General features: G+C 73.0%; 26 protein-coding genes and 1 pseudogene. 13 read left to right on the top strand and 14 right to left on the bottom strand.

From position 1 onward, the window contains the following. Positions 1 to 23: 23 nt before the first annotated feature. Together CP983_RS20805 and CP983_RS20800 are read left to right on the top strand one after the other, a co-directional pair. A complete protein-coding gene (locus CP983_RS20805; RefSeq protein ID WP_150501074.1) occupies positions 24 to 1,271 on the top strand; it encodes a sensor histidine kinase in 1,248 nt (415 codons plus the stop codon). Positions 1,272 to 1,336: 65 nt separating this feature from the next. Next, positions 1,337 to 1,993, top strand: coding sequence for a TetR/AcrR family transcriptional regulator (locus CP983_RS20800; RefSeq protein WP_150501072.1), 657 nt, complete (start codon positions 1,337 to 1,339; stop codon positions 1,991 to 1,993). A 214-nt stretch (positions 1,994 to 2,207) separates the two neighbouring features. Here the strand turns inward: CP983_RS20800 and CP983_RS20795 are convergent, their stop codons facing one another. Beyond that, positions 2,208 to 3,875 carry an MFS transporter gene (locus tag CP983_RS20795; protein ID WP_150501070.1) on the bottom strand — a complete coding sequence of 556 codons (1,668 nt, stop codon included), beginning with the start codon at positions 3,873 to 3,875 and terminating at the stop codon, positions 2,208 to 2,210. 122 nt (positions 3,876 to 3,997) lie between these two features. Here CP983_RS20795 and CP983_RS20790 point away from each other — a divergent pair, with 122 nt between their 5' ends. The 5 genes from CP983_RS20790 to CP983_RS20770 all read left to right on the top strand — a co-directional run bounded on the left by CP983_RS20790 (position 3,998) and on the right by CP983_RS20770 (position 8,569). Continuing rightward, entirely contained in the window at positions 3,998 to 4,678 is a 681-nt protein-coding gene (locus CP983_RS20790) for a TetR/AcrR family transcriptional regulator (protein WP_150501068.1), read from the top strand. A gap of 25 nt (positions 4,679 to 4,703) precedes the next feature. Then, positions 4,704 to 5,555 (top strand): LmeA family phospholipid-binding protein, encoded by an 852-nt coding sequence (locus tag CP983_RS20785; protein ID WP_150501066.1) that lies wholly within the window; start codon positions 4,704 to 4,706, stop codon positions 5,553 to 5,555. A 113-nt stretch (positions 5,556 to 5,668) separates the two neighbouring features. After that, positions 5,669 to 6,661: a phosphotransferase family protein gene (locus CP983_RS20780; protein WP_150501064.1), complete on the top strand. Its 993-nt coding sequence runs from the start codon at positions 5,669 to 5,671 to the stop codon at positions 6,659 to 6,661. Between the two features lie 152 nt (positions 6,662 to 6,813). Further along, entirely contained in the window at positions 6,814 to 8,073 is a 1,260-nt protein-coding gene (locus tag CP983_RS20775) for an SLC13 family permease (protein WP_150506750.1), read from the top strand. Positions 8,074 to 8,077: 4 nt separating this feature from the next. Further along, positions 8,078 to 8,569, top strand: coding sequence for a universal stress protein (locus CP983_RS20770; RefSeq protein ID WP_150501062.1), 492 nt, complete (start codon positions 8,078 to 8,080; stop codon positions 8,567 to 8,569). Between the two features lie 33 nt (positions 8,570 to 8,602). On the opposite strand, the gene CP983_RS20765 is transcribed toward CP983_RS20770, so the two are convergent. The 7 genes from CP983_RS20765 to CP983_RS20735 all read right to left on the bottom strand — a co-directional run bounded on the left by CP983_RS20765 (position 8,603) and on the right by CP983_RS20735 (position 13,802). Further along, positions 8,603 to 9,703, bottom strand: coding sequence for a CU044_5270 family protein (locus tag CP983_RS20765; RefSeq protein ID WP_150501060.1), 1,101 nt, complete (start codon positions 9,701 to 9,703; stop codon positions 8,603 to 8,605). Beyond that, positions 9,700 to 10,356, bottom strand: coding sequence for an RNA polymerase sigma factor (locus tag CP983_RS20760; protein ID WP_150501058.1), 657 nt, complete (start codon positions 10,354 to 10,356; stop codon positions 9,700 to 9,702). The genes CP983_RS20765 and CP983_RS20760 overlap by 4 nt, the downstream gene beginning before the upstream one ends. Positions 10,357 to 10,461: 105 nt before the next feature. Next, positions 10,462 to 11,031, bottom strand: a complete 570-nt coding sequence (locus tag CP983_RS20755) for a tellurite resistance TerB family protein (protein WP_107905318.1) — start codon at positions 11,029 to 11,031, stop codon at positions 10,462 to 10,464. 132 nt (positions 11,032 to 11,163) lie between these two features. Then, the gene (locus CP983_RS20750; protein ID WP_093866284.1) at positions 11,164 to 11,484 is read right to left on the bottom strand and encodes a GYD domain-containing protein; all 321 of its coding nucleotides are present in this window, start codon (positions 11,482 to 11,484) and stop codon (positions 11,164 to 11,166) included. 85 nt (positions 11,485 to 11,569) lie between these two features. Beyond that, positions 11,570 to 12,130: a TetR/AcrR family transcriptional regulator gene (locus tag CP983_RS20745; RefSeq protein ID WP_150506748.1), complete on the bottom strand. Its 561-nt coding sequence runs from the start codon at positions 12,128 to 12,130 to the stop codon at positions 11,570 to 11,572. A 63-nt stretch (positions 12,131 to 12,193) separates the two neighbouring features. Beyond that, positions 12,194 to 13,606 (bottom strand): amidase, encoded by a 1,413-nt coding sequence (locus CP983_RS20740; protein WP_150501057.1) that lies wholly within the window; start codon positions 13,604 to 13,606, stop codon positions 12,194 to 12,196. Then, positions 13,593 to 13,802, bottom strand: a complete 210-nt coding sequence (locus tag CP983_RS20735) for a hypothetical protein (RefSeq protein WP_150501055.1) — start codon at positions 13,800 to 13,802, stop codon at positions 13,593 to 13,595. Before CP983_RS20735 ends, CP983_RS20740 begins: the two co-directional genes overlap by 14 nt. A gap of 123 nt (positions 13,803 to 13,925) precedes the next feature. Between CP983_RS20735 and CP983_RS20730 the strand changes: the two genes are divergently transcribed. Next, a complete protein-coding gene (locus CP983_RS20730) occupies positions 13,926 to 14,840 on the top strand; it encodes an MBL fold metallo-hydrolase (RefSeq protein ID WP_150501053.1) in 915 nt (304 codons plus the stop codon). A gap of 43 nt (positions 14,841 to 14,883) precedes the next feature. On the opposite strand, the gene CP983_RS20725 is transcribed toward CP983_RS20730, so the two are convergent. Continuing rightward, positions 14,884 to 15,309, bottom strand: coding sequence for an organic hydroperoxide resistance protein (locus tag CP983_RS20725; protein ID WP_150501051.1), 426 nt, complete (start codon positions 15,307 to 15,309; stop codon positions 14,884 to 14,886). A gap of 200 nt (positions 15,310 to 15,509) precedes the next feature. Here CP983_RS20725 and CP983_RS20720 point away from each other — a divergent pair, with 200 nt between their 5' ends. The 4 genes from CP983_RS20720 to CP983_RS20705 all read left to right on the top strand — a co-directional run bounded on the left by CP983_RS20720 (position 15,510) and on the right by CP983_RS20705 (position 18,268). After that, positions 15,510 to 16,571 (top strand): alpha/beta fold hydrolase, encoded by a 1,062-nt coding sequence (locus CP983_RS20720; protein ID WP_150501049.1) that lies wholly within the window; start codon positions 15,510 to 15,512, stop codon positions 16,569 to 16,571. Between the two features lie 26 nt (positions 16,572 to 16,597). After that, complete coding sequence (locus tag CP983_RS20715) at positions 16,598 to 16,792, top strand: hypothetical protein (RefSeq protein WP_150501047.1); 195 nt, start codon at positions 16,598 to 16,600, stop codon at positions 16,790 to 16,792. 46 nt (positions 16,793 to 16,838) lie between these two features. Next, positions 16,839 to 17,393 (top strand): CGNR zinc finger domain-containing protein, encoded by a 555-nt coding sequence (locus tag CP983_RS20710; protein WP_107905317.1) that lies wholly within the window; start codon positions 16,839 to 16,841, stop codon positions 17,391 to 17,393. A gap of 257 nt (positions 17,394 to 17,650) precedes the next feature. Continuing rightward, the gene (locus CP983_RS20705; RefSeq protein WP_150501045.1) at positions 17,651 to 18,268 is read left to right on the top strand and encodes a dihydrofolate reductase family protein; all 618 of its coding nucleotides are present in this window, start codon (positions 17,651 to 17,653) and stop codon (positions 18,266 to 18,268) included. Positions 18,269 to 18,287: 19 nt separating this feature from the next. On the opposite strand, the pseudogene CP983_RS20700 reads toward CP983_RS20705, so the two are convergent. The 3 genes and pseudogenes from CP983_RS20700 to CP983_RS44035 form a co-directional block, all read right to left on the bottom strand. Then, a pseudogene (locus CP983_RS20700) lies at positions 18,288 to 18,503 on the bottom strand (isochorismatase family protein); the annotation flags it as partial. Between the two features lie 12 nt (positions 18,504 to 18,515). Next, complete coding sequence (locus CP983_RS20695; RefSeq protein WP_150501041.1) at positions 18,516 to 19,544, bottom strand: Ppx/GppA family phosphatase; 1,029 nt, start codon at positions 19,542 to 19,544, stop codon at positions 18,516 to 18,518. A gap of 79 nt (positions 19,545 to 19,623) precedes the next feature. Further along, positions 19,624 to 19,800 carry a hypothetical protein gene (locus tag CP983_RS44035; RefSeq protein ID WP_167537739.1) on the bottom strand — a complete coding sequence of 59 codons (177 nt, stop codon included), beginning with the start codon at positions 19,798 to 19,800 and terminating at the stop codon, positions 19,624 to 19,626. A 219-nt stretch (positions 19,801 to 20,019) separates the two neighbouring features. Between CP983_RS44035 and CP983_RS20690 the strand changes: the two genes are divergently transcribed. Next, positions 20,020 to 21,372, top strand: coding sequence for an MFS transporter (locus CP983_RS20690; RefSeq protein WP_150501040.1), 1,353 nt, complete (start codon positions 20,020 to 20,022; stop codon positions 21,370 to 21,372). A 67-nt stretch (positions 21,373 to 21,439) separates the two neighbouring features. Here the strand turns inward: CP983_RS20690 and CP983_RS44965 are convergent, their stop codons facing one another. Together CP983_RS44965 and CP983_RS20680 are read right to left on the bottom strand one after the other, a co-directional pair. Then, a complete protein-coding gene (locus tag CP983_RS44965) occupies positions 21,440 to 23,137 on the bottom strand; it encodes a transglycosylase domain-containing protein (protein ID WP_150501038.1) in 1,698 nt (565 codons plus the stop codon). Then, positions 23,134 to 24,210, bottom strand: coding sequence for a sigma factor-like helix-turn-helix DNA-binding protein (locus tag CP983_RS20680; RefSeq protein ID WP_229914990.1), 1,077 nt, complete (start codon positions 24,208 to 24,210; stop codon positions 23,134 to 23,136). The genes CP983_RS44965 and CP983_RS20680 overlap by 4 nt, the downstream gene beginning before the upstream one ends. Between the last annotated feature and the right edge of the window lie 10 nt (positions 24,211 to 24,220).

Genomic DNA, 24,220 nt, shown 5'->3' with positions numbered 1-24,220 from the left:
AAGCCCACCGACCGGAGAGCACGATGACCACCACCCCGGAGCGGCGCTACGCGGACCGCCTCGACGAGTTCGCGGGCCGTCACCCCTTCGTCGTCGACCTGGTCCTGGTCGCGGCGCTCATGGGCTGCGCCACCTTCGGCGCCATGCTCACCCTGCCCGGCGCCGACCCGCCGGACCAGGACGGGACCGCCTCCTGCCTGATGGGCGTCGCCTGCCTCGCCCTGCTGAAGCACCGCAGCCACCCGCGGACGGCCGTCGTCGTGAACGCGGCCTGCACCATGGTCGTGATCGCGCTGGGCTATCTCCTGACCCCGCTGCTGCTGGCCCCCGTCATGGCGGCCCTGTACTGGCTGGCCACCCTCACCGACCGCAGGACCACCCGCGCCTTCGGCATCACCACCATGGTGGGCGTGATCATCGCGGCGGCGATCTCCGACTCCATGGAGCATCTGTCGCTGCTGCTCAGGACCATCGGCCCGTTCTTCTGGCTGCTGCTGCCGCTGGCCGTCGGCAACATGACCGGGCTGCGCCGCGCCTACCTCAAGGCGGTCCAGGCCCGCGCCGAGCACGCCGAACGCACCCGCGAGGAGGAGGCCCGGCTGCGGGTCACCGAGGAGCGCATGCGCATCGCCCGTGAACTGCACGACGTCGTCGCCCACCACATGGCCCTGGCCAACGCCCAGGCCGGCACGGCCGCGCACCTCGCGCTCACCAACCCGGAGCAGACGCAGAAGATCCTCACCGACCTCACCGGCACCACCTCCTCCGCGCTGCGCGAGCTGAAGGCGACGCTGGGGCTGCTGCGGCAGAACGACGACCCGGACTCCGCGCCTCTGGAGCCGTCGCCCGGACTGACCCGGCTGCCCGAGCTGGTCACGGCCTGCGCGTCCGCGGGCGTCACCGTCACCGTCGCCACGGAAGGAGACCCGCAGCCGCTGTCCCCCGGCGTGGACCTGACCGCGTTCCGCATCGTGCAGGAGGCCCTCACCAACGTCACCAAGCACGCCACCACGGAAGCCGCCTGCGTACGGCTCGTCTACTCCGGCTCCCGCCTCCAGATCACCGTCACCAACGACGGCCCCGCCACCACCCGCGCCCTTCTGAACGGGAGCGCGGAGAGCCATGGCTTCGGCGTCATGGGCATGCGGGAGCGCGCCCAGTCCATCGGCGGCGAACTCAGCGCGGGCCCCCGCCCCGAGGGCGGCTTCGAGGTCACCACCGCCCTGCCGCTGCAGCCGCACGGCGCCGGACAGCAGGAGGCGACGGCCTGAGCGGTGCGGACACCGCGTGCGAGAATCCGCGTACACCCGTCCGCATCCGATCCATCGAGGTTCCCGTGACCAAGCCCGTCGCCCGCGAGCCGTTGCGGCGCAATTCGCGGGCCAACCGGGAGCGCATCCTCGCCACGGCCCGCCAGGAGCTCGGCCGCAACCCGGACGTCACGCTGGAGGAGCTGGCGCGGGCCGCGGGTGTCGTACGGCGCACCCTGTTCGGTCACTTCCCGGGGCGCGAGGCGCTGCTCGAAGCACTCGCGGAGGAGGCGTCCGAGGCGTTGCGCAGTGCGCTGACGGAGGGGACCGCGTTCGCGGAGACCGTGCCGGCCGAGCGGGCGTTCGCCGGGTTCGTGTTCTCGCTGTGGCCGGTCGGCGACCGCTACCGGCTGCTGCTGGCGCTGGCCAGGCGCGACCTGGGCGTACAGCGGGTGGCCGAGGTGCTGGCCCCGGCCCGTGCGACGGCCACGGCGATCCTGGAGCGCGGGCAGCGCGACGGTGTCTTCCACACGCATCTGCCGGCCGAGGCGATGAGCGGCGGCCTGGAGGCCATGACGGTCGCGCTGCTGGAGTCGGTCAACGACGGGCTGCTGGAGGACGACGGGACGCGGGTCGCCGTCGCCCTGCTGATCGCGGCCGGTGTGCCGGAGGAGCGGGCGAAGTCCGTGGTCGAGGCGGTCGCGCCGGCCTTCGAGGCGGAGCCGGACGCTTCCGACGACTGAGCGGGTCGGGAGGACGAGCGGGCCGGGCCGGGACGGTCGGCGGCTCGGCGCTGGGCGCGTCCCTTCCGGTGTGGCCTGATGAGCGGGGCCGTAGGACGACCGGAGCCGGACGCCGGAGCCGGACGGAAAGAAGGACGGTGCCGGGCGTCCCCTCCCGGCACCGTCCGGGGCCGTGCGCCGCTCAAGGCACGGCCCGTTCCGGGGTGGCTGTCGCTCAGGCGGTGCCCGAGCGCGCCTCCTGCGGCTCGGTCGACTCCGTCGACTTCTCTGCTTCTTCCGACTCCCGCGACCGCCCGGACTCATCGGTCGTGCCGGCCGCGGCCCGCTCCGGCCGCGCCGCCCGGCGGCCCGGCAGGACCGCGAGGACGATCAGCGTGCCGGCGGCCATGATGATCCCGCCGATCAGGCTGGTCTGGGCGACGCTGTGGGCGAAGGCCTCGTGGACGGCGTCGACCAGGGTCTGGGCCTGCTGAGCCCCGCCCGCCGGGTTCTTCGCGACCTCCTGGGCCACCGCGAGCCCGCCGCCCACCGAATCCCTGGCCGCCTCCAGCGCGGTGTGCGGGAGCTGCCCGCCGACCAGGTCGGTGAGCTTGTCGCGGTAGGCGGTGCCCAGCAGCGAGCCGAGGATCGCGATGCCCAGGGCGCCGCCCAGCTCCAGCGAGGTGTCGTTGGCGCCGCCGCCGACGCCCAGCTCGGACTCCGGGAAGGAGCCCATGATCGTGTCGGTGGCCGGGGACACGCTCAGCCCGATCGCGAAGCCCAGCATGAGCAGTGACGCCAGGAAGTCGGTGTACGTCGAGCCCGACTCGATCCGGGTGAGCAGCAGGACGCCGGCCGTGCCGATCAGCATGCCGGTGGCGACCATGGCCTTCACCCCGAGCTTCGGCGTCAGCCGCCCGGTCACCGCGGCGCCGACGAACACGGCACCGGCCAGCGGCAGCAGCCGTACGCCGGTCTCCAGCGCGTCGTAGTCGAGCACGAACTGGAGGTACTGGGTGGCGTAGTAGAGGGCGCCGAAGGTGCCGAAGAAGAAGAACAGCACCGCGAGCATCGAGCCGCCGAACGGCCGCTGGGCGAACTTGCGCACGTCCAGCATGGGGTGCGGGTGGCGCAGCTCCCAGGCGACGAAGGCCAGCAGACCGACACCGGCGGCCACGGCCGCGGCGACCGGGCCGGGGCCCCAGCCGAAGTGCGGGCCCTCGATGGCCGCGTAGACCAGCGAGCCGACGGAGACGATGGACAGCAGACCGCCCACGTAGTCGATCCGTCCCATGCCCTGTGCCTTCGACGGCGGCACCAGCGCCAGCGCGCCGACGGCGGCGACGATCGCGATGGGCACGTTGATCAGGAACGTCGAGCCCCAGGCGTGGTCGCCGAGGAGCCAGCCGGCGACCAGCGGGCCGACGGCGATGGCGAGGCCCGAGGTGGCGGTCCAGCCCGTGATGGCCTTGGCGCGTTCCTCCCGCGGGAAGATCGCGACCAGCAGCGACAGGGTGGCCGGCATGACGACGGCGGCGCCGACGCCCATGACCGCGCGGGCGGTGATGACCAGGGCCGTCTCGTCGACGAGGCTGCCCATCACCGAACCGCCCGCGAAGATCAGCAGACCGGTGACCAGCGCGCCGCGACGGCTGTACTTGTCGCCGATCGCGCCCAGCACGAGCATCAGCGCGGCGTACGGGACGGTGTAGCCGTCGATGACCCACTGGAGGTCGCTGCTGCTCAGGTTCAGATCCCGGGTCATGTCCGGCGCGGCCACGATCAGTGACGTGTTCGCCATGACGACGATCAGCAGGCTCAGGCAGAGCACGAGCAGGGCCCACCAGCGCCGGGTGTACGGCCCGGTCATCTTCTCGACGGGTGTGTTGGCAAGGAAGGGCACGGGGACTCCCAGGGGGCTGCGAGTTAATTGCACATCGATGAGCAGACTAGTTTCTTGCTCGCCGATGTGCAAATATCTCGGTCAGCCCCCCTGAACCCCTCCCCTCGCACCGAGGTGCCGCCGTGAGCAGCCCCACCGACCGGCCACCCGCACGACAGCGCCGCAGGACCCGTGCCACGCGCGCCCGCATCCTGGACGCGGCCCTGCGGGAACTGGGCCGCAACCCCGACAGCAGCCTCGGCGACATCGCCGAGGCCGCCGGGGTGGCGCGGCGCACCCTGTACACCCACTTCGCGGGGCGCGCGGCACTGGTGAGGGGTCTCGCCGAGGACGCGGTGCAGGCGATCGGACATGCGATGGCGGACGTGAGCGCGCTCGACGCCGGGCGGGGCGACGGCGTGGAAGACGACCCCGCGAGCGCCCTGGCCCGGTTCGTCCTCACCCTCTGGCCGGTCGGTGACGCCTATCGCACGCTCATCGGGCTCGCCCCCCAGGACCTGGGCCCCGACCACCTGAGCGAACTCCTCGCCCCGGCCCGCGAGACGGTCGCCGGCATCCTCGCCGAGGGGCAGCGCCGGGGCGTCTTCCACGCCGTCGTCCCGGCCGGCCCGCTCAGCGCCGCCGTCGAGGCCCATCTGCTCGCCCTGCTCGGCACCGTCAACGCCGGGATCTGGGCCGACGACGGTTCGGGCGCCGCGACCTCCGCGCTGATCGCCGCCGGCGTCGACAGCGCAACGGCCACCGCCACTGTGCGCCGCCTGCACGCCCCGGGCCCCCACCCGGCGGCCCGACGACACCACTGACCACGCCCCGAGGAGGGCAACTCCCATGCACCGGACACAGCACGGACACGACGACCACGCCTACGACGGCCAGGGCTACGACGGCCACGCCTACGACGGCCAGGGCTATGACGACCACGCCTATGGCTACGAGCCCTCACGGGACGAGCCGTACCTCCCCGGGATCCGGCCCCGACCCCGACCCCGCCGACGAAGGCTCGCCCTCGCCGCCGCCGGCCTCGTCGCCCTGGCCCTCCTCCCCGTCGCCGTCGACCGGGTCGTCGCCGCGCGCATCGAGTCCCGTACGGCGAAGGCGTTCCAGCAGGGCATGGGCACGCCCGAGGCGCCGGAGGTCGAGGTGCGGGGCTTCCCGGTCGTGACGCAGGCGGCCTCCGGCACCCTCCGCCATGTCGACATCACCGCCCACGACATACCGGCGCGCGGCGGCGCCCGCCCGCTGCCGGTGTCCGAACTCTCACTCCGGCTCGACGGGTTGACCAAGGCCGACGACGACAGCGAGGCCCGGGCCCGCAGCGCGCGGGCGAGCGCGTTCCTGTCGTACGCGGACGTCTCCGGAGCGCTCGGCCTGGAGATCTCGCGGGGTGACCGCCCGGGCCGGGTGAGCGCGGTCGTCCTGCTGCCGCTGAGCCAGGAGGTCACGGTGACCACGACCGTCTCGGCCGTCTCCGGAAACCGCATCGCCTTCGAGGACTTCGAGGTCACCGGCGGTTCGCTGCCCGATGCCGGGAGCGCGATCCTCGACAGGATCTTCGAGCGGCCGATCCGGCTGCGGAACATCCCCGACGGCCTGCGACTGCGCTCGGTCACGACCACGGCCGACGGTCTGGACGCCGAATTCACCGGCCGATCGGTCACGTTCCGGCCCGAGGAGGCGTGAGCGGCCCGCGCCGCCACCCTTGACCGGGTGGCGGCGCGGTCGGCACTGTGTGCACTGTGGGAGCGCTCCCGTAAGCGACTCCTCGTCGCTCTCCCGTCCGAAAGCGTGCCGCCATGCAGAGCCTGACCAAGCGCCACCTGTCGCCCGAGGACCTCGACGCCCTGCTCCTCGGCTCCCTCGGGAGCGGGTGCCGGCTGGAGGCCGAGCTGACCGACGGCTGGTTCAACACGGCGTACCGCGTCCGGCTCGACGACGGCCGCCGCGCCGTCGTGAAGGTCGCCCCGCTGCCCGACACCTCGGTCCTGCGCTACGAGCGCGGCATCCTCGCCACGGAGGCCATGGTCTACCGCCGGATCGCGCGGCTGCCCGGCGGTGGCGTGCCGACGCCCGAACTGCTGCACGCGGGCGAGGAGTTCATCGCCGTGTCCGTCCTGGACGGCACCCCGTGGGACAAGGCCGGCGACGGGCTGCCCGCGTCCACCCAGCGGGCGCTGCGCCGCGAACTCGGCGCCGTCGCCGCCCGGCTGCACACCCTGGCCCCCGAGGACGGCCGGTTCGGCTACCCGGCCGCCGAGTCCGCGCTGTCCGCCCCGGACTGGCGGACCGCCTTCACGGCCATGGTCGAAGCGCTCCTGGATGACGCCGAGCGCTGGCGTTCCCCGCTGGGCGTGCCGCCCGCCGACATCCGCACCCTGCTCGCCGAGGGCACCGACGCGCTCGACGAGGTGACCGAACCCCGGCTGGTCCACTCCGACCTGTGGCCCGGCAACATCTTCATCGACGCCGGCGACAGCGACCGGCGGCCCCGCATCACCGGACTCATTGACCACGAGCGGGCGTTCTGGGGGGACCCGGCGGCCGAGCTGGTCTCCCTGGCCTACGGCGGCCCCACCGGCCCGGACAGCGACCTGGTCGCGGGCTACACCGAGGCCGGCGGCGCCCTCCACTTCACCCCCGCGCTGCGGCACCGGCTGGCCCTGTACCACCTGTACCTGGGCCTGCTGCTGGTCGTGGAGTGCGGCCCGCGCGGCTACGGCCCCGACCATCTCGCGTACTGCCGCCGCACGCTCGACGACAACCTTGCCGGGGTGCGGGCGCTGGGGTAACGCCGAAAGCATCGGGGGCGCCGCCGACCGGGGGTTGGCGGCGCTCGGGCAAGGGGCGTGCTCACCTCGACGGAGTACCGTGCGGCGAGAGTCAGCGGCGGGGCGTCCGTCGTCGCTCGCAAGGACCCGCACATGCCCGGAAGGACCCGACGCTGAACACCCCGCTCGCGGAGACCCTGTCCGTGGCCATGCTCGTGCTCGTGCTGGTCTGCGCCGTCGTCCGTCCCTTCGGCTGGCCGGAGGCCGTGGTCGCCGTACCGGCCGCGGCGCTGGTGATGGCCACCGGGGCGATCTCGGTGGGCGACGCGTTGGACGAGGCCGAACGGCTCGGGCCGGTGATCGGCTTCCTCGCCGCCGTACTCGTACTCGCCCAACTCTGCGACGACGAGGGGCTGTTCCAGTGGTGCGGGGCGTGGATGGCGCGTACGTCGGCGGGCCGGCCGCGCCGGCTGCTGGCGCAGGTGTTCGTCGCCGCGTCGGCGATCACCGCCGTACTGAGCCTGGACGCCACGGTCGTGCTGCTCACCCCGGTCGTGTTCGCCACCGCGGCCCGGCTCGGCGCCCGCCCCAAGCCGCACGTCTACGCCTGCACCCACCTGTCGAACACGGCCTCCCTGCTGCTGCCGGTGTCCAATCTGACGAACCTGCTGGCGTTCGCGGCCAGCGGGCTGAGCTTCACCCGGTTCGCCGCGCTGATGACACTGCCGTGGCTGGCGGCGATCGCCGTCGAGTACGTCGTCTTCCGTCGCTTCTTCGCCACCGACCTGGACGCCGGCGCGCAGGCCCCGGCCACCGGCGACGCCCCCGAACTGCCGCTGTTCGCCCTGCTGACGGTGGCCGGCACACTCGCCGGGTTCGTGCTGACCTCGGCCCTCGGCGTCGACCCGGCCTGGGCGGCGCTGGCCGGCGCGACGGTGCTCGCGGTGCGGGCGCTGCTGCGCCGCCGTACGACGCCGAAGGCGCTGGTGAGTTCCGCGTCGGTGCCGTTCCTGGCCTTCGTGCTGGCGCTCGGGATCGTGGTCCGCGCGGTCGTGGACAACGGGCTCGACACGGCCCTCGGGAAGCTGATCCCCGACGGCACCGGGCTCGCGGCCCTGTTCGGGATCGCCGCGCTGGCCGCCGTACTGGCGAACGTCATCAACAACCTGCCGGCGGTGCTGGTGCTGCTGCCGCTGGCCTCCGGCTCCGGGCCCGGCGCCGTCCTCGCCGTGCTGCTCGGCGTGAACATCGGCCCCAACCTGACCTACGCCGGATCGCTGGCGACCCTGCTGTGGCGGCGTATCGTCCACGCCCATGACGCGGAGGTGGAGCTGCGGGAGTTCACGCGGCTCGGCCTGTTCGCGGTACCGGCGAGCCTGTGCGCCGCGGTGCTGGCACTGTGGGCCTCACTGGCCGTGATCGGAGGAGGCTGATCCCATGGCGGTGGTCGTCTGGGTCGTCGAGGGCACCTGGCCCGCCTGTGTGGACGCCGCGCGTGCGCACGCCCCCGAGGACGCCGAGGTCGTCCTGCTGCACGTCACCGGGCACGATGTCGCGGACGCCGCGCACGGCGCGTTCGCGGGGCTGCTCGGCCGCGGTCACCCGGAGCGTGATCCCGGCAACCGCGTCGAACACCTCGCCGCGGCCTCCGCCGAGAGCCTGCTGCAAGCGGCCGCCGAGCGCCTGGGCCGGCCCTGCACCCGCGTGGAGCGCACCGGTCGTGTCGAGCGTGAGGTCGTCGCCGCCACGGAGGGCGCCGATCTGCTGGTCCTGGCCCGTGACGGCGACCGTGCCCGCCTCGGCCCGCACAGCCTGGGCCCGGCGAGCCGGTTCGTCGTCGACCACGCCCCCTGCCCGCTGCTGCTGGTGTGGCCAGAGCCCGCCCCCGATCTGACGACCATGCCGCCCCCGCCGCCGCACCACCGGTGAGGGAAGGGGCGGCAGGGGTAGGGGCGTTGCGGGTCAGCCCGCCTGCGACGGGGTCTGCTTCATCTCGTCGACCACGGCCCGCTTCATGATCGCGTTGGTGAACAGCACCGTGCCGGGCGTGATCAGGGCGTCGTCGCCGGTGCCCTTGCGGACCTGGACGGAGCGCTCGCCGAGGAAGACATGGGTCTTCCGGTCGAAGATCCATTCCTCGCGCTGCCCGCTGGTCTCGTCGAGCCGGGCCACCGCGATGCCGTGCCGTCCGGCGGCGTCCACCGCGTCGTCGACCACGACCACACCGGGGATCTTCGAGGCGGCCTTGAACAGCGCCGGGTACAGGTCCGCCGGCGGGTAGCTCTCGATGAGCAGGTCACCGATGGTGGTGAACGCCTGCTGGTCGGGGGTGTTGCCCATCCCCTCGGTCTCCTTGTAGATCTTCACGAGGAGCTCGTCGGGGTCGGTGGTGAGCTTGGCGAGGTAGTCGAAGGAGGGGGCGTTCAGCGTCGCCTCGGGGGTGTTGCCCTGCTCGTCGGGCAGGCTCAGGGTCTCGCCCTCGGAGCTGTCGTTGACCGCGGGGTCGATCAGCCAGCCCTCGGTGCCGTCGGCGGACTCCCACACCTGACGGGTGTGCAGGGCGTGACTGGCCAGGCTGGACTCGTCGCCGACGTGCTTCACGAAGGTGTCGGCGGACTTGGACTCGATGTAGATGAACTGGCCCGGCTTGACGTCCGGGTGGGAGGTGTCGGCCGCCGCCAGCGAGATCCGGTCGATCAACTGGGGCACGCCCTTGGTGGTCGCCGTGCCGATCTTCGTCGTCAGCGCGGGTCCGGTGGCGACGCCGCTCTCCCTGACGCCGCCACTGCCGGTCTGCCACACCCCGGCGACGACCGCCGCGGCCACGGCGACCGCCGTCAGGGGCAGCGTGACCGCCGGGCGCGGGAGGCGCAGGCGGCGCTTCCGCGCGGGTGCCGGCGTCGCGGTGCGCTCGGCGCGCTGCATGTCGTGGATCTGGGCCATCAGACGCTCCTTGTGGAACTCGTGGCGGCCCGACGGCAGGTCACGCGCCGTTCCCGAGAGCAGTTCGGAGGTGCTCCGGTCGGTGTCGGCCGGGTGCGGCCGGGGCGTGTTCGCGTTCATCGGTGTCCCTCCTGTGCGGGCCGGATCACGCTCGTGTGATCACCTCTTGTCTGTCGGGCGGGCCGGCCGCCTTCCCGATTTCCACGAACTTTTCCGTACGGCGTCCCGGCCGCGGGGCGGGCCGCCGCGTCCTCGGCGTGCGCGCGCAGCTTCTTGCGGGCCCGGGACAGCCGGGAGGCCACCGTGCCGACGGGGATCCCCAGCGCCAGCGCGGCGGCCTCGTAGTCCAGGCCCTCGCCCAGACAGAGCGTGACGACCTCGCGTTCGGGTCTGCGCAGCTTGGCGAGGGCGGACAGGGCGAGCGTCAGCCGGTGCCGGTCGTCGACCCGGTCGGCGACCTCGTCGGCGTGGTCGGGCACCGAAAGCTCCGCCGCGGCGGCGGCATTGGCGGCGGCCCGGTAACGCCGGTTGCTGCGGTACTGGTTGCGGGCCGTGTTGGTGGCGATGCCCAGCAGCCAGGGCCGCAGCGACCCGCCCTCGGCGTCCACCCGGTCCCGCAGCCGCCATGCCTCCAGGAAGGTCGCGGCCATCACCTCCTCGGCCACGGACCAGTCGGCGGTCAGCCGGAAGGCATGGTTGTACACCGCACGGGCGTAGCTGTCGAAGAGCTCCGCGAACGCGCTCGATTCCCCGGCCCGTACCCGGGTTCGCATATGAGTGCTCACTTCAATGAGCTGTCCGGCACCATGGACCGACTTCCCGTGATCTGCGTCACAGGACGGAGGGGTCGGTGTGCCGGTGGCCGGAGGGCCCCTGTGTCAGAGGCCGAACTCCTGGGTGGGGAGGCCGAGTACCGAGCATGCCTCGCGCAGGACCTGTTCCTCGGCGGGGGCGATGTAGCCGTCCGCGCCCGCCACGACGAAGCCGGTCTGTACGACCGCGCGGGCCTCCGTGGGCTTCTTCGCGGCCTTGGCGATCTCCTGGAGGGCCTCTGCCTTGCCCTGCTGGAAGTTGAACGACATCTGGTCGACGTGCTTGTTGAACCGCTGGCGCAGCTGCTCGGACGGGAAGTTCTGCAGGACGTCGTTGTTGAGGATCAGCGACTCCACGTGCTGGCGCTCGGCCGGGTCCACGTTCCCGTCGGCGGCGGCGACCAGGGCGCACATCGCCATGCTGGCGTCACGGTAGGCGCCGCTCTTCAGCTCCGTCTTGAGCGAGGTGAGCTGGGACTTCAGCGTGCTGACCAGCTGCGCCTTGGATCCCCCGCCCGACCGTCCGTGTCCGCCGGAGCCCGTCCCGGGCCGCCCGTGTCCACCGGCTCCCCGTGCGCCCTGGGCCTGCTGCTGCAGCCCCTTGGCCTGGTCCTTGATCCGATCCCACATCGCCATCAGTGCCACCTCGGCTTCAGCCCGGTCGTTCCGGTAGTCCTCGTGCGCTTCGCGTGTCACCCGGCCAACGTCCGCCCCGCCCCAGGAGTTCCACGCCGGCCCGACGCCGTTCGGCCGCGGGAGGCGGCGGCGCTACGACCCCGGCGCGCGGAACGCGACCTGGCGGCGGGACGCCTCGTCGATCTCGTCGACGGTGAGCAGGGGCGTGGCCCGGGTGTGGAGGGCTCCGCTGGCCTTGACGGTGAGGCTGACGGCGGCCATGGACACCGGGTCGGGGAAGTCGATGATCATGACGAGGTCGTCCTGCCCGAACGCGAAGTACATGGCCTCGACCTTGCCGCCGAGGCCGCTGACGACCTGGTCCACGGCGGCGCGGCGGCCGCTCGCGCCTTCCTTGAGCAGCCCCTTGGTGCCCTCGGACGTGTAGGTCGCCTGGATGAGGAACTTCGGCATCGGGACGCTCCCTGCCCGTCGCTGGTCCGGTACGAGCAAGGGCCTTCCCGCTCCCGGACCGGCCGCCACCGCCCGCCCGGCAGGTTCACCCGTTGGCAGCCGCACCTCTTTCCAGGATGCCCGTCACCAGGTCACGGGCGTAGGCGGCGTCCAGCCCGTCGGGGCGGAACAGGACGCGGTACATCAAGGGCGCCACGACGCCGTCGATCAGCGTCTCGACGTCGGGGGTGTCCTCCCCGCGGTCCTTCGCGCGGCCGACGATGACGTCGATCTGCTCGGCCGCGTAGGCGGAGCACCGGCCGGCGTTGCCGCCGTCCGGGTCGCCGAGCAGGGCGTCGCGGATGTAGGCGCGGCCGGTGGGGGAGGCCATCTCGTCCAGGAACTGCTCGGCCCAGGCCGCCATGTCGGACGGCAGGTCGCCGTGCTCCCGCGGCGTCGTCTCCGGGCGCAGCCGCTCGACGGCGACGTCCGAGAGGAGTTCGTTCAGGTCGCCCCAGCGGCGGTAGATCGTCGACGGGGTCACTCCGGCGCGCTGGGCGACCAGCGGCACGGTCAGGGCGTCGCGCCCCACCTCGGACTCCAGTTCGCGTACGGCGGTGTGGACCGATGCCTGGACCCGGGCGCTGCGCCCGCCTGGGCGCACCATCTGTCTGCGAGCCATCGTCTCCACCTCGAACGACGTTTTTCCGGCCTACATTCTGGCCCCTGTTCAGGCCACCGGCGCGAGCTCACGGGCGGGCGCCGTCCGCTCGTACGCGTGCCCCACCCGCAGCAGCACCGCCTCCCCGAGCGGGTGCCCGAGGAGCTGCATCCCTATCGGCATCCCGGCGCGGTCGTGGCCGACCGGCACGGACAGCGCGGGCACCCCGGTGATGTTGGCGGGGGCGGAGAGCCGTACGTAGGCGTCGGAGACGCTCTCGACCGTGCCGTCGGACCAGGTCACGGTCTGCCGGTCGGCGGGTACGGCGGTCGTCGGGACCGTCGGGGCGGCGATCACGTCGACCCGCTCCAGCATGCGGGCCCACTCCCGGCGCATCAGCGTCCGGGCCCGCTGGGCGCGCAAGTAGTCGCCGGCCGTCATCAGCTCGCCCGCCTCCAGCAGGACACGGACGTCGGCGCCGTACAGCTCGGGCACCGTGCGCAGGGTCCGCTCGTGGTAGGCGGTGGCCTCGGGGACCATCAGGCCCCACTGGGTCGCCCGGAGGTAGCGGGTCATCGGGATCTCGACCTCGACGAGCCGGGCGCCGAGCGTCCCGAGGCGGCCGACCGCGTGCCGGACGGCGGCCTCCACCTGCGGGTCGACGTGGTCGAAGTAGTGGTTGCGGGGGACTCCGACGCGAAGCCCCGTCAGGTCGGTGTCCCCGGTGGCGTCCGGGTACGCGGCCGGTCGCGGGTCGCCGGGGGTGTGCGGGAGGGACGCCGGGTCGCGGGGGTCGTGCCCGGCCAGGACGGCGAGGACCGCGGCCGCGTCCGCCACGGTGCGGGTGATCGGGCCGACGTGGTCCAGCGACCAGGACAGCGAGGTCACTCCGTGGCGGGGGACGAGGCCGTACGTCGGTTTCAGGCCGACGACGCCGTTGAGGGCGGCGGGCACCCGGATCGAGCCGCCGGTGTCGGTGCCGAGGGCGAAGGTCGCCGTCCCGGCGGCCACGGCGACGGCCGATCCGCCGCTGGAGCCACCGGCGACCCGCTCCCGGTTCCAGGCGTTGCGTGTCTGCGGGGTGGTCAGCCCGTAGGCGAACTCGTGCGTGTGGGTCTTGCCGACCAGGACCGCGCCGGCCGCCGCCAGCCGCGCGGCGACGGTGCTGTCGTGGTCGGCGGCGCGGTCGCCGGCCCGCACGCGCGAGCTCGCCGTCGTCGGTGCTCCCGCGACGTCGATCAGGTCCTTGAGGGCCATGGGGATCCCGTGCAGCGGGCCGCGGAAGCGGCCGGCCGCCGCCTCCCGCTCGGCCTCGAGCGCCGAGCGGCGTGCCTGCCCGGCCGCGACCGAGACGTAGGCCCCGAGCCGCGGCTCCACGCGCTCGACCCGGTCCAGGACGGAGTCCACCAGCTCTACGGGGGACAGCCGCCGCTGTCGTATCGCGTCCGCGGCGGCGACGAGGGACAGTTCAGAGGGCTGCATCGGGGCCCGCCCCTCCCGCTCGGTAGGCGAAGGCGGGCGGGGTGTCGCCGAAGTCCAGCTCCCGCAGGACCGAGACGACGGAGTGGATGTGCTGGGCGGTGGCCGCCACCGCGGTGTGGCGGGCGTCCTCCAGGGGCAGTCCGGCTCGGGCGGCCCAGCGGGCCGCGTCCGGCGGGGTGAGTTCATCGGCGGACATGGGCTTCTCTCCCGGGTGCTCTCCGACGGCGTAAAGCTCGTAAAAGCTAACTGTTTGCCTTAGCGCGACTGTAGAGCCTACGGTGCCTTAAGGCAAACCTGTTGCGTTTACTGGAGGAGTCCCATGTCCAGCACCCCGGCACAGGCCCCGGCGCCGGTCCCTTTCTGGACGATCGGCGGCATCGCCGTGCACCGCGTCGACGAGGTCCCGCTGCCACCCGCGACCGGCGCCTGGCTGCTGCCCGACGCCACCGCCGACGTGGTCGGACGGCACGACTGGCTGCGTCCCGACTTCGCGGACCCCGAGGGCACCCTGCGTCTGGACAGCCACAGCTTCGCGTTCGAGACGGGCGGCCTGCGTGTCCTGGTCGACACCGGCATCGGCAACGGCAAGACCCGGGCGAACCCCGTCTGGCACGACCTGCGCACCGGCTACCTCGACCGCCTCACCGCCGCCGGGTTCCCGCCTGACTCGGTCGACCTGGTCGTGCTCACCCATCTGCATACCGATCACGTCGGCTGGAACACCCGCGAGGTGAACGGCGCCTGGGTGCCCACCTTCCCGGGCGCCCGCTACGTCACCTCCCGCGTCGAGCGGGAGTTCTGGGCCGGGTACGCCATGGACGAGCCGCGCCGCCGGATGTTCGACGACTCCGTGCTCCCCGTCGAGGCGGCCGGGCTGCTCGACCTCGTCGACGTCCCGCCCGAGGGCGCCGAACTCGCGCCCGGGCTACGCCTGTTGCCCACGCCGGGCCACACCCCCGGCCACCTCGCGGTCCGGCTCACCGGCGCCGACGGGGGGAAGGCCCTGATCACCGGTGACTGCGTCCATCACCCGGTGCAGCTCGCCCACCCCGCCATCGGCTCCTGCGTCGACATCGACCCGGAGCGCGCCGAACGCTCCCGCCGTGAACTGCTCGCCTCCGCCGCCGGCACGGACACCCTCGTCCTCGGCACCCACTTCCCGCCGCCCACGGCCGGCCGCGTGACCGTGGACGGCGGCGGCCATCGACTGCTGCCCGTCGCGCCGTCCGTGTAGCCGACGGCAGCGGACGGGAGCCGACGGGAGCCGACGGACCCGGTCAGGCGGCCGTCGCGTTGATCGTGACCGGGATGTTCCCGCGGGTCGCCTTGGAGTACGGGCAGATCTGATGCGCCGCCGCGCCCAGCTCCGCGGCGGTCTCCCGGTCCACGCCGCCGAGTTCGAGGTTCAGTACGGCGGCCAGGCCGAACTCGCCGTCGTCGCCGTGGTGCAGGGTGACCTCGGCGGTGATGGCGGTGCTCGTCAGCCGCACCTTGCGCTCGGTGGCGGCGCGGCGCACGGCGCCCAGGAAGCAGGCCGCCCAGCCCGCCGCGAACAACTGCTCCGGGTTGGTGGCGTTGCCGGCGCCGCCGAACTCCTTCGGTATGGCCAGCGTCGTCTGAAGGATCCCGTCCTCCGAACGGACACGGCCCCCGTTGCGGCCCTCTCCGTCGACGTTCACCACGGCTGTGTAGCTGACGGCCATGACTGATCTCCATCTCGTGAGTCGGTAAGTGCGTCACTTTCGTCACTGGTTCAAGCGGTGACGTGATCTCACGCTAGCGCATCATCCGCAGGAGTAGCTATCGATCCTCAAAATTCGTCACCGGCTTGACTGGTGACGAAATCGCGTGTGAAAGTCAGTCATCGCATCAGCCGGTACACGCATCCCTTGGAGGGACCCGCATGATCAGCAGGCGTAGCTTCGGCAAGGCACTCGGGTTCGGTACGGGGGCGGCCGCCGTGTCGCTGGCCGGACCGGGAAGTGCGCAGAGCGCGTACGCCGCATCCGGCGCGCCCCTCGGCGCGCCCCTCGGCACCCCCGCCGCGCACACCGGCTTCCCCCGGCTGAAGCAGGTCAGGGCCGGTCTGCTGGACGTCGGCTATGCCGAGGTGGGCCCCGCCCACGGTCCGGCCGTCATCTGTCTGCACGGGTGGCCGTACGACATCCACAGCTATGTGGACGTGGCCCCGCTGCTGGCCGAGCAGGGGTACCGGGTGCTCGTCCCGTATCTGCGCGGGCACGGCACGACGCGGTTCCGCTCCGCGGGGACGTTCCGCAACGCCCAGCAGTCGGCCATCGCCCTCGACGTCATCGCCCTGATGGACGCCCTGAAGATCGAGAAGGCGGTACTGGCCGGCTTCGACTGGGGCTCGCGCACCGCCGACATCGTGGCCGCGCTGTGGCCCGAGCGCTGCAAGGCGCTGGTGTCGGTGAGCGGGTACCTCGTCACCAACCGGGAGGCGAACCTGAACCCGCTGGCGGCGAAGGCCGAGTACGCCTGGTGGTACCAGTACTACTTCGCCACCGAGCGCGGCCGGCTCGCCATGCAGGACAAGGACCTGCGCCGCGACCTGACCCGGCTCGTCTGGGACACCGTCTCCCCGACCTGGGACTTCGACGACGCCACCTTCGAGCGCACCGCCGCGGCCTTCGACAACCCCGACTACGCGGCGATCGTCATCCACAACTACCGCTGGCGGCTGAGCCTCGCCGACGGCGAGCGCCGCTACGACGCGCTGGAGAAGCGGCTCGCCGCCCGACCGGTCATCGGGGTGCCCACCGTCACCCTCGACGCCGAGCGCGACCCCTTCACCGCGCCGGGCGGCGGCGCCTCGTACCGGGACCGGTTCACCGGCGCTTACGAGCACCGCACCCTCGCGGGCATCGGCCACAACGTGCCCCAGGAGGCGCCCGCCGCCTTCGCTCAGGCCGTCATCGACGCGGATCACCTGCTGGGCAAGTGATTCAGGAACGGGAAAGGAATCCGGTCATGGAGAACACGAACGGCACGGACAACGCCTCGGCGGCACGCCGGGCGCGGTTCGGCGCGCTGCCCGAGCGGATCCGCTACGCGGACATGGTCGAGGAGAAGCAGGCCACACCGGACGACCCGGCACGCCATACCCACGACCCGGAGGGGTCCTGGAGGTTCTACTCCTGCCTCGCCGTCGATCTGGGCCTGTGAGCGGCAGTGGTTGCCCGGGATGGCGGTCACCGGTCAGAATGGTGATGTGAATCTCGACCATGTCTTCGTCTGCGGCAACCCGGCCCTCGACTTCGCAGCGACGCTCAGAGCGCGCCGTACGGTGCGTTTCGAGATGTTCGTGACGCCGGACAGGCTGAACGCATGGTACGTGGAGTCGGGCCTCGTCGACGCGGTCTCCCCGGGCCAGGAGGCCGACGTCGAGCAGGCGAGGGCCGTACGGGAGGCCGTCTACGGGCTGATCACCGCCCGCCGGCTCGGTGAGGAGTACGACGGTGCCGCGCTGACCGTCGTCAACAACGCGGCCCGCAAGCCGCCCGCGGTGCCGCAGCTCACCCCGTCGGGGCGGTGGACGCAGGCGACGCCGGAGGAGGCCCTGTCGATGGTGGCCCGGCACGCCGTCGAGCTGCTGAGCGGCCCGGACGTGCCCCTGCTCAAGGAGTGCGGCAACCCGGAGTGCACCCGCACCTACATCGACCGCTCGCGCGGCATGCGCCGGCAGTGGTGCGGGATGGAGTCCTGCGGCAACAAGATCAAGGCGGCGGCCTACCGCGCCCGCAAGAAGACGACGCCGGTCGACTGATCCCCACCGGCCCCCGGCGGCGCCGGGCCCGCTCAGCCATCTCGCCCGGCGTGATCCTGCCCCCGGTGCCGGAGGGCGGCACGGGACCGTGGTGGATGTGGACGGCGGCAGGACCGGGGTCGCCGTCATCGCCGCGTAGCGCGCGGACGCACCACTCGGTTCGCAGTGTCGAAAGTGCCGGTCCCCGATCGACGTGAAGGTGACAGGCAGCACCGCCAGAACCCGCACGCGCCACAGGACCGGACAGGAGCCCCACCATGACCGTCACCGCCGATCTCGCCATCACACTCGACGGGTTCGTCGCCGGCACCGATGTCACCGTCGAAAAACCCGGCGGTGACGGTGCCGAGGTGCTCTTCGAGTGGATTCACAACCTGGCGAGCTGGCGGGAGCGGCAGGGGATGGGCGGCGGGGAGGAGAACCGGGACTCCGAGCTGATGCGGGAGTGGTTCGACGCCACCGGGGCGGTGGTGATGGGGCGGACCATGTACGACACCGGTGCGGAGTTCTGGGGTGACAACCCGCCCTTCCGCACCCCGGTGTTCGTCCTCACCCATCGCCCCCGCCCCACCCTCGTGAAGGAGGGCGGCACCACCTTCACCTTCGTCACCGGCGGCATCCACGACGCCCTCGACCGGGCGAGGGCCGCGGCGGGGGACCGCAACGTCGACATCGCGGGCGGCGCGGGCACCGTACGGCAGTACCTCGCGGCGGGCCTCATCGACGAACTCCAGTTGCACGTCGTACCCGCACTCCTCGGCGAGGGCCTGCGGCTTTTCGAGGGGCTCGGGCCCGGTCGCCGCGACCTGGAGCCGGTCAGGGTGGAGGCGACTCCCCTCGCCACGCACCTCAAGTACCGGTTCCTGCGCGGGTGAAGTCGATCTCCTTCGCCTCGCGGATGTGCGCGTCCAGGGCGGAGTACAGCACGCACTGCTCGGTGACCTGACCGGCCAGCACCACATGTCCGACCTCCAGCCGCCACAGGAGATAGGACAGCGGCGTCTCGTAGAAGGCGGAGTGACGGGCCTTGACGACGAACAGCGAGCGGTCGTCGGGGCGTATCGGCTCGATCAGGTCGGCGTGCGGGCGGTCCAGCGCGCTCTCCACGAGTCCCCGAGTGCCTCAGGTCATCGCCGACGGCACCGCCACCCGCAGCGGGCGGGTGCCCGTCGGCATGCCGTCCAGGTGGGGGCGTGTGCCGTCGTGGCGTTCCAGGTCGGCCCACCAGTCGGCGCCGTCCTCCAGGTAGCGCAGGAGGATGCCCTCGCGCAGGGCCCACGGGCAGATCATCAGGTACTTCACGGCGCTCAGCTTCATCGCCGCGTGGCCGATGATCGCGCCGGCCAGGCTCTGCCGGGACCGCGGGCCGGAGATGCCGGGCAGCGCGGCCCGCTCGTCGGCGTTCAGCCCGGACAGCTGCTCGATCGCCCGGCGCAGGTCCTGCCGGCGCAGGGCGCGTTCGACGAACGGACCGTGCCGGCCGGGAGCGGCGCCGCACAGCCGCGCCAGTTGCTGGAACGTCCGTGAGGTCGCGACGGCGGTGTGCGGATGCTCCCAGCGGATCCGGGCCGATACGTCCCGCAGCTGGTGGCGCACCTTGCGGCGCATGGCGACCATGTCGGCCTGCGAGGGCGGGTCCGCGGAGCCGAAGAACTCGTTGGTGAGCCGGCCTGCGCCCAGCGGCAGCGAGGCCGCGAAGTCCGGCGTCCGGCCCCGGCCGAAGGCCACTTCGAGGGAGCCGCCGCCGATGTCGAACAGCGCGAGCGGGCCGGAGCGCCAGCCCATCCAGCGCCGGGCGCCCAGGAACGTCAGGCGGGCCTCCGCCTCACCCGGCAGTACGCGCAGGGGCAGTCCGGTGCGGCTGTGCACGGCTGCCAGGACGTCCGCCCGGTCGGGCGCGTCGCGCACCACGGCGGTCGCGAACGCCAGCGGCTCGGGGGCGTCCCACTGCCGGGACATCTCGCAGGCCGCGCGGAGCGCCTTCACCAGACGGTCCGTGGCCTCTTCGCCGAGGCAGCCGTCGGCGCCGACCTGTTCGGACAGGCGGAGCTTCCACTTGGCGGTGTGCACCGGAAGCGGCACCCCGTCCCCGACGTCGCACACGGCCAGTCTGACCGTGTTGGAACCGGCGTCCAGCACACTTATTCTCATGGCTCCGGCGTACCCCGGACGGCGGATCTGATGCGCCGTCAACGGAGGGTCGGTCCCGGAGCGGTGTCCGTCGATACCGTCAGTCCTCACCCCGGACGATGTTCCACTCGGTACTCGAACGGCCCGCGCGCGGGGAGCTGCGGTCCTCCACCGGGGCCATGCACGTGCGTATCGCCTTGCCCCGCTGATGACGGGCCTTCTCCCAGCCCGTCTCGGGCACGTGCAGGACGTCTCTCTTCACGGTGAGCGCGGTCACGGCGCTTCAACTTCTCTCTCATTGCGAAGGGGGCCGGATCCGGCCCCGATGACGCGGAGCCGGGTTCCCCTCGGCCACGCTCGCAAAACATCCGGTCACCGCCCTCCGCTGTCCGACTGCTGTCAACCCGCGCAGCACCGTTGACACCCGGCTGCCCCGACCCGAGACTCATGGTCCGTCGTCTACGAAAGAAACTTCACCTAGCGAACAAGGACGCTGATGTCCCGCTCCCTCACACCTCCCGCGCCCCGTCCCCCGCACACCTTCCGCACCGTGTTCCCGGTCCTGGCCCTGTGCTGGCTGGCCGTGTTCTTCGACGGCATGGACGTCAACATCTACGGCGCCGTCATGCCGCACATGCTCGACGACACCGGCCTCGGACTGACCCCGGACAGCGCGGGCACCATCGGCAGCTGGACCACGTTCGGCATGCTCATCGGCGCGCTCACCGCCGGAAACCTCACCGACTGGCTCGGCCGCCGGCTGATGCTGGTCGCCAGCGTGAGCCTGTTCTCCGCCGGGTCCGCGCTGTGCGCGGTGGCCGGCGACATCGGCCTCTTCGGCGCCGGACGCTTCGTCTCCGGCCTCGGCCTCGGCGGGCTCATGCCGCTGTGCCTGGCCATGGTCCTGGAGTTCGCGCCGCCGCGCCGCGCCGCCCTGACCACCGGCCTGCTCATGACGTCGTACCACTTCGGCGGCATGGCGGCGACCGGCCTCGGCCTGACGCTGGCCCCGGCCGCCGGCTGGCGCTGGGTGTTCTGGGCCGGCGTGCTCCCGGCCCTCGTCGCCGTACCGCTGCTGCTGCGGCTGCTGCCGGAGTCGCCTGGTGTGCTGCTGGCGCGCGGCGAGCGGGACAAGGCCGACGCCGTCGCCGACCGCTTCGGGCTGCCCCGGCCCACCGAGGTCGCCGCCCCGGCCGCCGGCGCGGCGGGCAGGCTCGCCGCCGTACGGGAACTCTTCCGGCCCGAGTCGCGCTGGGCGACCCCGCTGCTGTGGCTGGCGTCCTTCTGCGGACTGCTGCTGGTCTACGGCATCAGCACCTGGCTGCCGCAGATGATGCGGGCCTCCGGCTACGGCCTGAACTCCTCCGTCAGCTTCCTGATGGTCATCAACGCGGGCGGCATCGTCGGCCTGCTGATCGCGGGCCGGGTCGCCGACCGGTTCGGCGCGGTACGCGTGTCGGCGATCTGGTTCCTCCTGACCGCCGCCGGCGCCCTGCTGCTCAAGGCCCACCTGCCGCTCGGCGTGACCTACCTCGTCGTCGCCGTCACCGGTGTCTGGCTGTTCAGCGCGCAGGTGATGGTCTACGCCGCCACCAACTCCGTCTACCGCGACAGCGAGCGGGCCGCGGGCCTCGGCTGGGTCACCGGCGTCGGCCGTACCGGAGCCGTCGTCGGCCCCTGGCTGATCGGCGAGCTCGCCGCGAGCGGCAACGACAGCTGGGGCTTCACCACCTTCGCCCTGGCCGGACTCGGCGGCGCGCTCGCGATCTGCCTGGTCCCGGCGGCCCGCAGGTTCGGCCGCGGCGGCACGACGGCTCCCGCACCCGTGACGGCCGACGCCAGTTCGTGACAGGGGCGGGCGGAGGGGGAGCCCTCTTCCCCGGGGCACTCTCCCTCCGCCACCGCCCCTTCCCGGGTCACTCCCCCTTCGCCCCGTCCTCGGTCGCCGCCTCCCAGATCCCCGTGGCCACCTGCTCCGCGAACTCCGTCGGCGGCGGGTCGTTCGGCAACTGGGCCGGGACCGTCGTGCCCTTGCGGGCGCCCGCCCGGTCGGCGAACAGGCTGACGGTCAGGGCGAGCCGGGGGTCGTAGCCGGTGGTCCACACGGTCCGCCGGGTGGAACCGCCGCCCGCCCCGCCGGTGGTGAAGACCGCCGGCTCCACCGGAACGGAGCCGGCGCCCGGCTTCGCGCCGACGGCGACCGGAGGGGCGGCCCCGTCCCCCGTCCGCAGCCCGGCCAGGAACACCTCCTTCTCGTCCAGCACCCGCGACACCTCGGGCCGGGCCCGGTAGACGGTGCGGCCCTCCCGCGTGATGCGCGAGACGGTGTACGGGGCGGCGTACCGGCCGTCCGCCGCGACCGTCGCGTACGCCGAGGCCAGGTTCAGCGGCGTCGGCGCCGCCGTCCGCAGCAGCCGGCCCAGCGGGTCGCCCACCTTCACCCTGCCGAACGGCTCCAGGGCGGTGCCGCCCTCCACCGCCCCGCTCACCGCGTCGTTGAAGGGCTGGCGCGCGTAGTCCGAGCCTCCGTACAGCAGCCGTACCGCGCCGTCGCCGGGCACCATCCCCACCACGGCGGTGTGCACCCGCACCCCGCGCTTCCCGCCGGGACGGTCCTGCGCCAGCTGTGTGGCGCGGTCCTGAAGGGCCAGGTCGAAGGTGGTCGTCACGTTGTAGCCGCCGCTCGCGAGCTGGTCCTCCGTGATGCCGAGCCGGTCGGCGGCCTCCTTCGCGGCGACGTCGATCAGATACTGCCGCTGCCCCTCCGTCTCGCCCGGCGGATAGAACCGGAACGCCGGGAACCGAGCCTCGCCCCGCTGCTTCTCGGTGATGGCGCCGCTCGCTACCATCGCGTCGAGCACCCACTCCCAGCGGTCCGCCAGCTTGGTCGTGACCTTCGTGTCGGAGCCCGCCTTCTCGTAGTACGACGGGATGTTGACGATGGACGCCAGCGCCGCGCCCTGCGCGACCGTCAGGTCCTCGGCGTCCACGCCGAAGTAGTTGCGCGCCGCGGACTGGATGCCGGCCGCGCCCCGCCCGAAGTACACGGTGTTGAGATAGCCCTGAAGGATCTCGTCCTTGCCGCGGGTGCGGTCCAGCTTGATCGCGATGAGCGCCTCGCGGGCCTTGCGGGTCAGCGAACGCTCCGGGCTGAGCAGGGCGTTCTTCACGTACTGCTGGGTGATGGTGGAGCCGCCCTGCTGGTCGCCACCGGTCAGCGTGGCCAGCGCGGCCCGGGCGATGGCCCGCGGCGAGATCCCCCGGTCGGTCCGGAAGGACCGGTTCTCCGCGGCGATCACCGCCTCCTGCACATGCCGGGGCACCGCGGACAGCGGCACGTCCTGCCGGTCGACCGGCCCGCGCCGGCCCAGATAGTCGCCGCCGGAGTCGAGGAACACCGTGCTCTGGGTGACGGTCTCGGGGTGCGGCTTCGGAATGGTCGTCAGCTGGTACGCCACGACGGCCGACGCGCACAGCAGCGCGACCAGGGCGAGAAGGGCGTACAGCAGCCGGCGCAGCCGCCGGCCCCGGGTGCGCCGGAACCTGATGCGCAGCGGGGTGCGTTCACGGTGCCGCCCGCCGGACGGGGACTGCGGTGCCGTCGTCCCGTTCATGTCCGCCACCAGTCACGGTCCGAGCGGGCGGCGACCTTGCCGGCGGCGTCGTACACCGTGACGATCCGCTCGTCGCCGCCGCCCTCGCCGAGGGAGAGGACCGCTTTCATGTCGTCGTCGGACACGGGCGCGCTCGTGTACCAAAGGCCCCAGCCCGGGCTGCCCGCCAGCACGAGGACTTTCGCGGTGCTCCGGCGGTCGCCGGTTCTCACCTCGACACGGTCCGGTTCGCCGTCCAGTCCGTAGAAGACGCCCGACAGCAGGAACCCGCCGCTGACGCCGTCCATCCGCAGCGAGACGCCGGGTTCGTCGCGCGGTACGCCGGTGTCGTCCTGTTCGCCGGGGCGGGCGGTCGCGACGGGCACCGCCCAGTGCGCGCCGTCGGCCGTCAGCCACACCAGCACGCCGTCACCGGCGGACACCCGCTCGCCCGGCGCCACGACCCGCACCGGACTCGCCGCCCCGCCCTCGTCCCGCACCCCGTACGCCCCGTCCTGCTCCATGCCGGCGCCGATCCGGTCGGCGGCGAACAGCGCGCCGGGCACCAGTACCGCCGCGCAGGCGGCCGCGGCCACGGCGAGGCGGCGGCGCCGCAGCACGCCGCCCCGCGCCCGGACCTCCGTGAGTGGCACCTCGGACGGGACGACGTCCTCGGCGGCACGGGCGTACACCTCGCGCAGCCGTCCCGCGTCGGTGCCCGCCGCCCGCAGTCCGTACCGGACCTGGGCCCGCACCGCGCCCACCGAGCAGCCCAGCAGCTGCGCGATCTCCGCGTCCGTCAGCCCCTCCCAGAACCGCAGCACCAGCACGGTCCGCCGCCGCGCGGCCCGCCGTCCGCGCAGCCGGCGCAGATGGCCCCGCACCAGAGCGCGCCGGACGTGGAAGTCCACGTCGTCGCGGGGCACCCGGCGCCAGGAAGCGCTCATCCGCGCCAGCGTTCTCCGCACCAGTTCCCGAGCCGCACCGGGGTCGTCGGTGAGCAGCCGCGCGGTCACCACCAGCCGGGGCCAGTGGGCGCGGGCGTAGGCGGCGAAGTCATGGCCGGCGGGGAGTACGTCGTGGGTCGGGGGCACGTGGGGGGTC

This window comes from Streptomyces chartreusis (genome assembly GCF_008704715.1).
GTDB lineage: Bacteria > Actinomycetota > Actinomycetes > Streptomycetales > Streptomycetaceae > Streptomyces > Streptomyces chartreusis.
This window is presented reverse-complemented; position numbering and strand designations above follow the sequence as displayed.

What these genes read in the sequence shown, in the direction of transcription:
- CP983_RS20715 (WP_150501047.1), top strand. Translation starts at nt 16,598, where the DNA reads ATGGAGAACACGAACGGCACGGACAACGCCTCGGCGGCACGCCGGGCG.
- CP983_RS20725 (WP_150501051.1), bottom strand. Translation starts at nt 15,309, where the DNA reads ATGGCCGTCAGCTACACAGCCGTGGTGAACGTCGACGGAGAGGGCCGC.
- CP983_RS20755 (WP_107905318.1), bottom strand. Translation starts at nt 11,031, where the DNA reads ATGGCGATGTGGGATCGGATCAAGGACCAGGCCAAGGGGCTGCAGCAG.
- CP983_RS20720 (WP_150501049.1), top strand. Translation starts at nt 15,510, where the DNA reads ATGATCAGCAGGCGTAGCTTCGGCAAGGCACTCGGGTTCGGTACGGGG.
- CP983_RS20730 (WP_150501053.1), top strand. Translation starts at nt 13,926, where the DNA reads ATGTCCAGCACCCCGGCACAGGCCCCGGCGCCGGTCCCTTTCTGGACG.
- CP983_RS20750 (WP_093866284.1), bottom strand. Translation starts at nt 11,484, where the DNA reads ATGCCGAAGTTCCTCATCCAGGCGACCTACACGTCCGAGGGCACCAAG.
- CP983_RS20695 (WP_150501041.1), bottom strand. Translation starts at nt 19,544, where the DNA reads ATGAGAATAAGTGTGCTGGACGCCGGTTCCAACACGGTCAGACTGGCC.
- CP983_RS20690 (WP_150501040.1), top strand. Translation starts at nt 20,020, where the DNA reads ATGTCCCGCTCCCTCACACCTCCCGCGCCCCGTCCCCCGCACACCTTC.
- CP983_RS20705 (WP_150501045.1), top strand. Translation starts at nt 17,651, where the DNA reads ATGACCGTCACCGCCGATCTCGCCATCACACTCGACGGGTTCGTCGCC.
- CP983_RS20770 (WP_150501062.1), top strand. Translation starts at nt 8,078, where the DNA reads ATGGCGGTGGTCGTCTGGGTCGTCGAGGGCACCTGGCCCGCCTGTGTG.
- CP983_RS44965 (WP_150501038.1), bottom strand. Translation starts at nt 23,137, where the DNA reads ATGAACGGGACGACGGCACCGCAGTCCCCGTCCGGCGGGCGGCACCGT.
- CP983_RS20760 (WP_150501058.1), bottom strand. Translation starts at nt 10,356, where the DNA reads ATGCGAACCCGGGTACGGGCCGGGGAATCGAGCGCGTTCGCGGAGCTC.
- CP983_RS20785 (WP_150501066.1), top strand. Translation starts at nt 4,704, where the DNA reads ATGCACCGGACACAGCACGGACACGACGACCACGCCTACGACGGCCAG.
- CP983_RS20765 (WP_150501060.1), bottom strand. Translation starts at nt 9,703, where the DNA reads ATGAACGCGAACACGCCCCGGCCGCACCCGGCCGACACCGACCGGAGC.
- CP983_RS20805 (WP_150501074.1), top strand. Translation starts at nt 24, where the DNA reads ATGACCACCACCCCGGAGCGGCGCTACGCGGACCGCCTCGACGAGTTC.
- CP983_RS20780 (WP_150501064.1), top strand. Translation starts at nt 5,669, where the DNA reads ATGCAGAGCCTGACCAAGCGCCACCTGTCGCCCGAGGACCTCGACGCC.
- CP983_RS20740 (WP_150501057.1), bottom strand. Translation starts at nt 13,606, where the DNA reads ATGCAGCCCTCTGAACTGTCCCTCGTCGCCGCCGCGGACGCGATACGA.
- CP983_RS20735 (WP_150501055.1), bottom strand. Translation starts at nt 13,802, where the DNA reads ATGTCCGCCGATGAACTCACCCCGCCGGACGCGGCCCGCTGGGCCGCC.
- CP983_RS20745 (WP_150506748.1), bottom strand. Translation starts at nt 12,130, where the DNA reads ATGGTGCGCCCAGGCGGGCGCAGCGCCCGGGTCCAGGCATCGGTCCAC.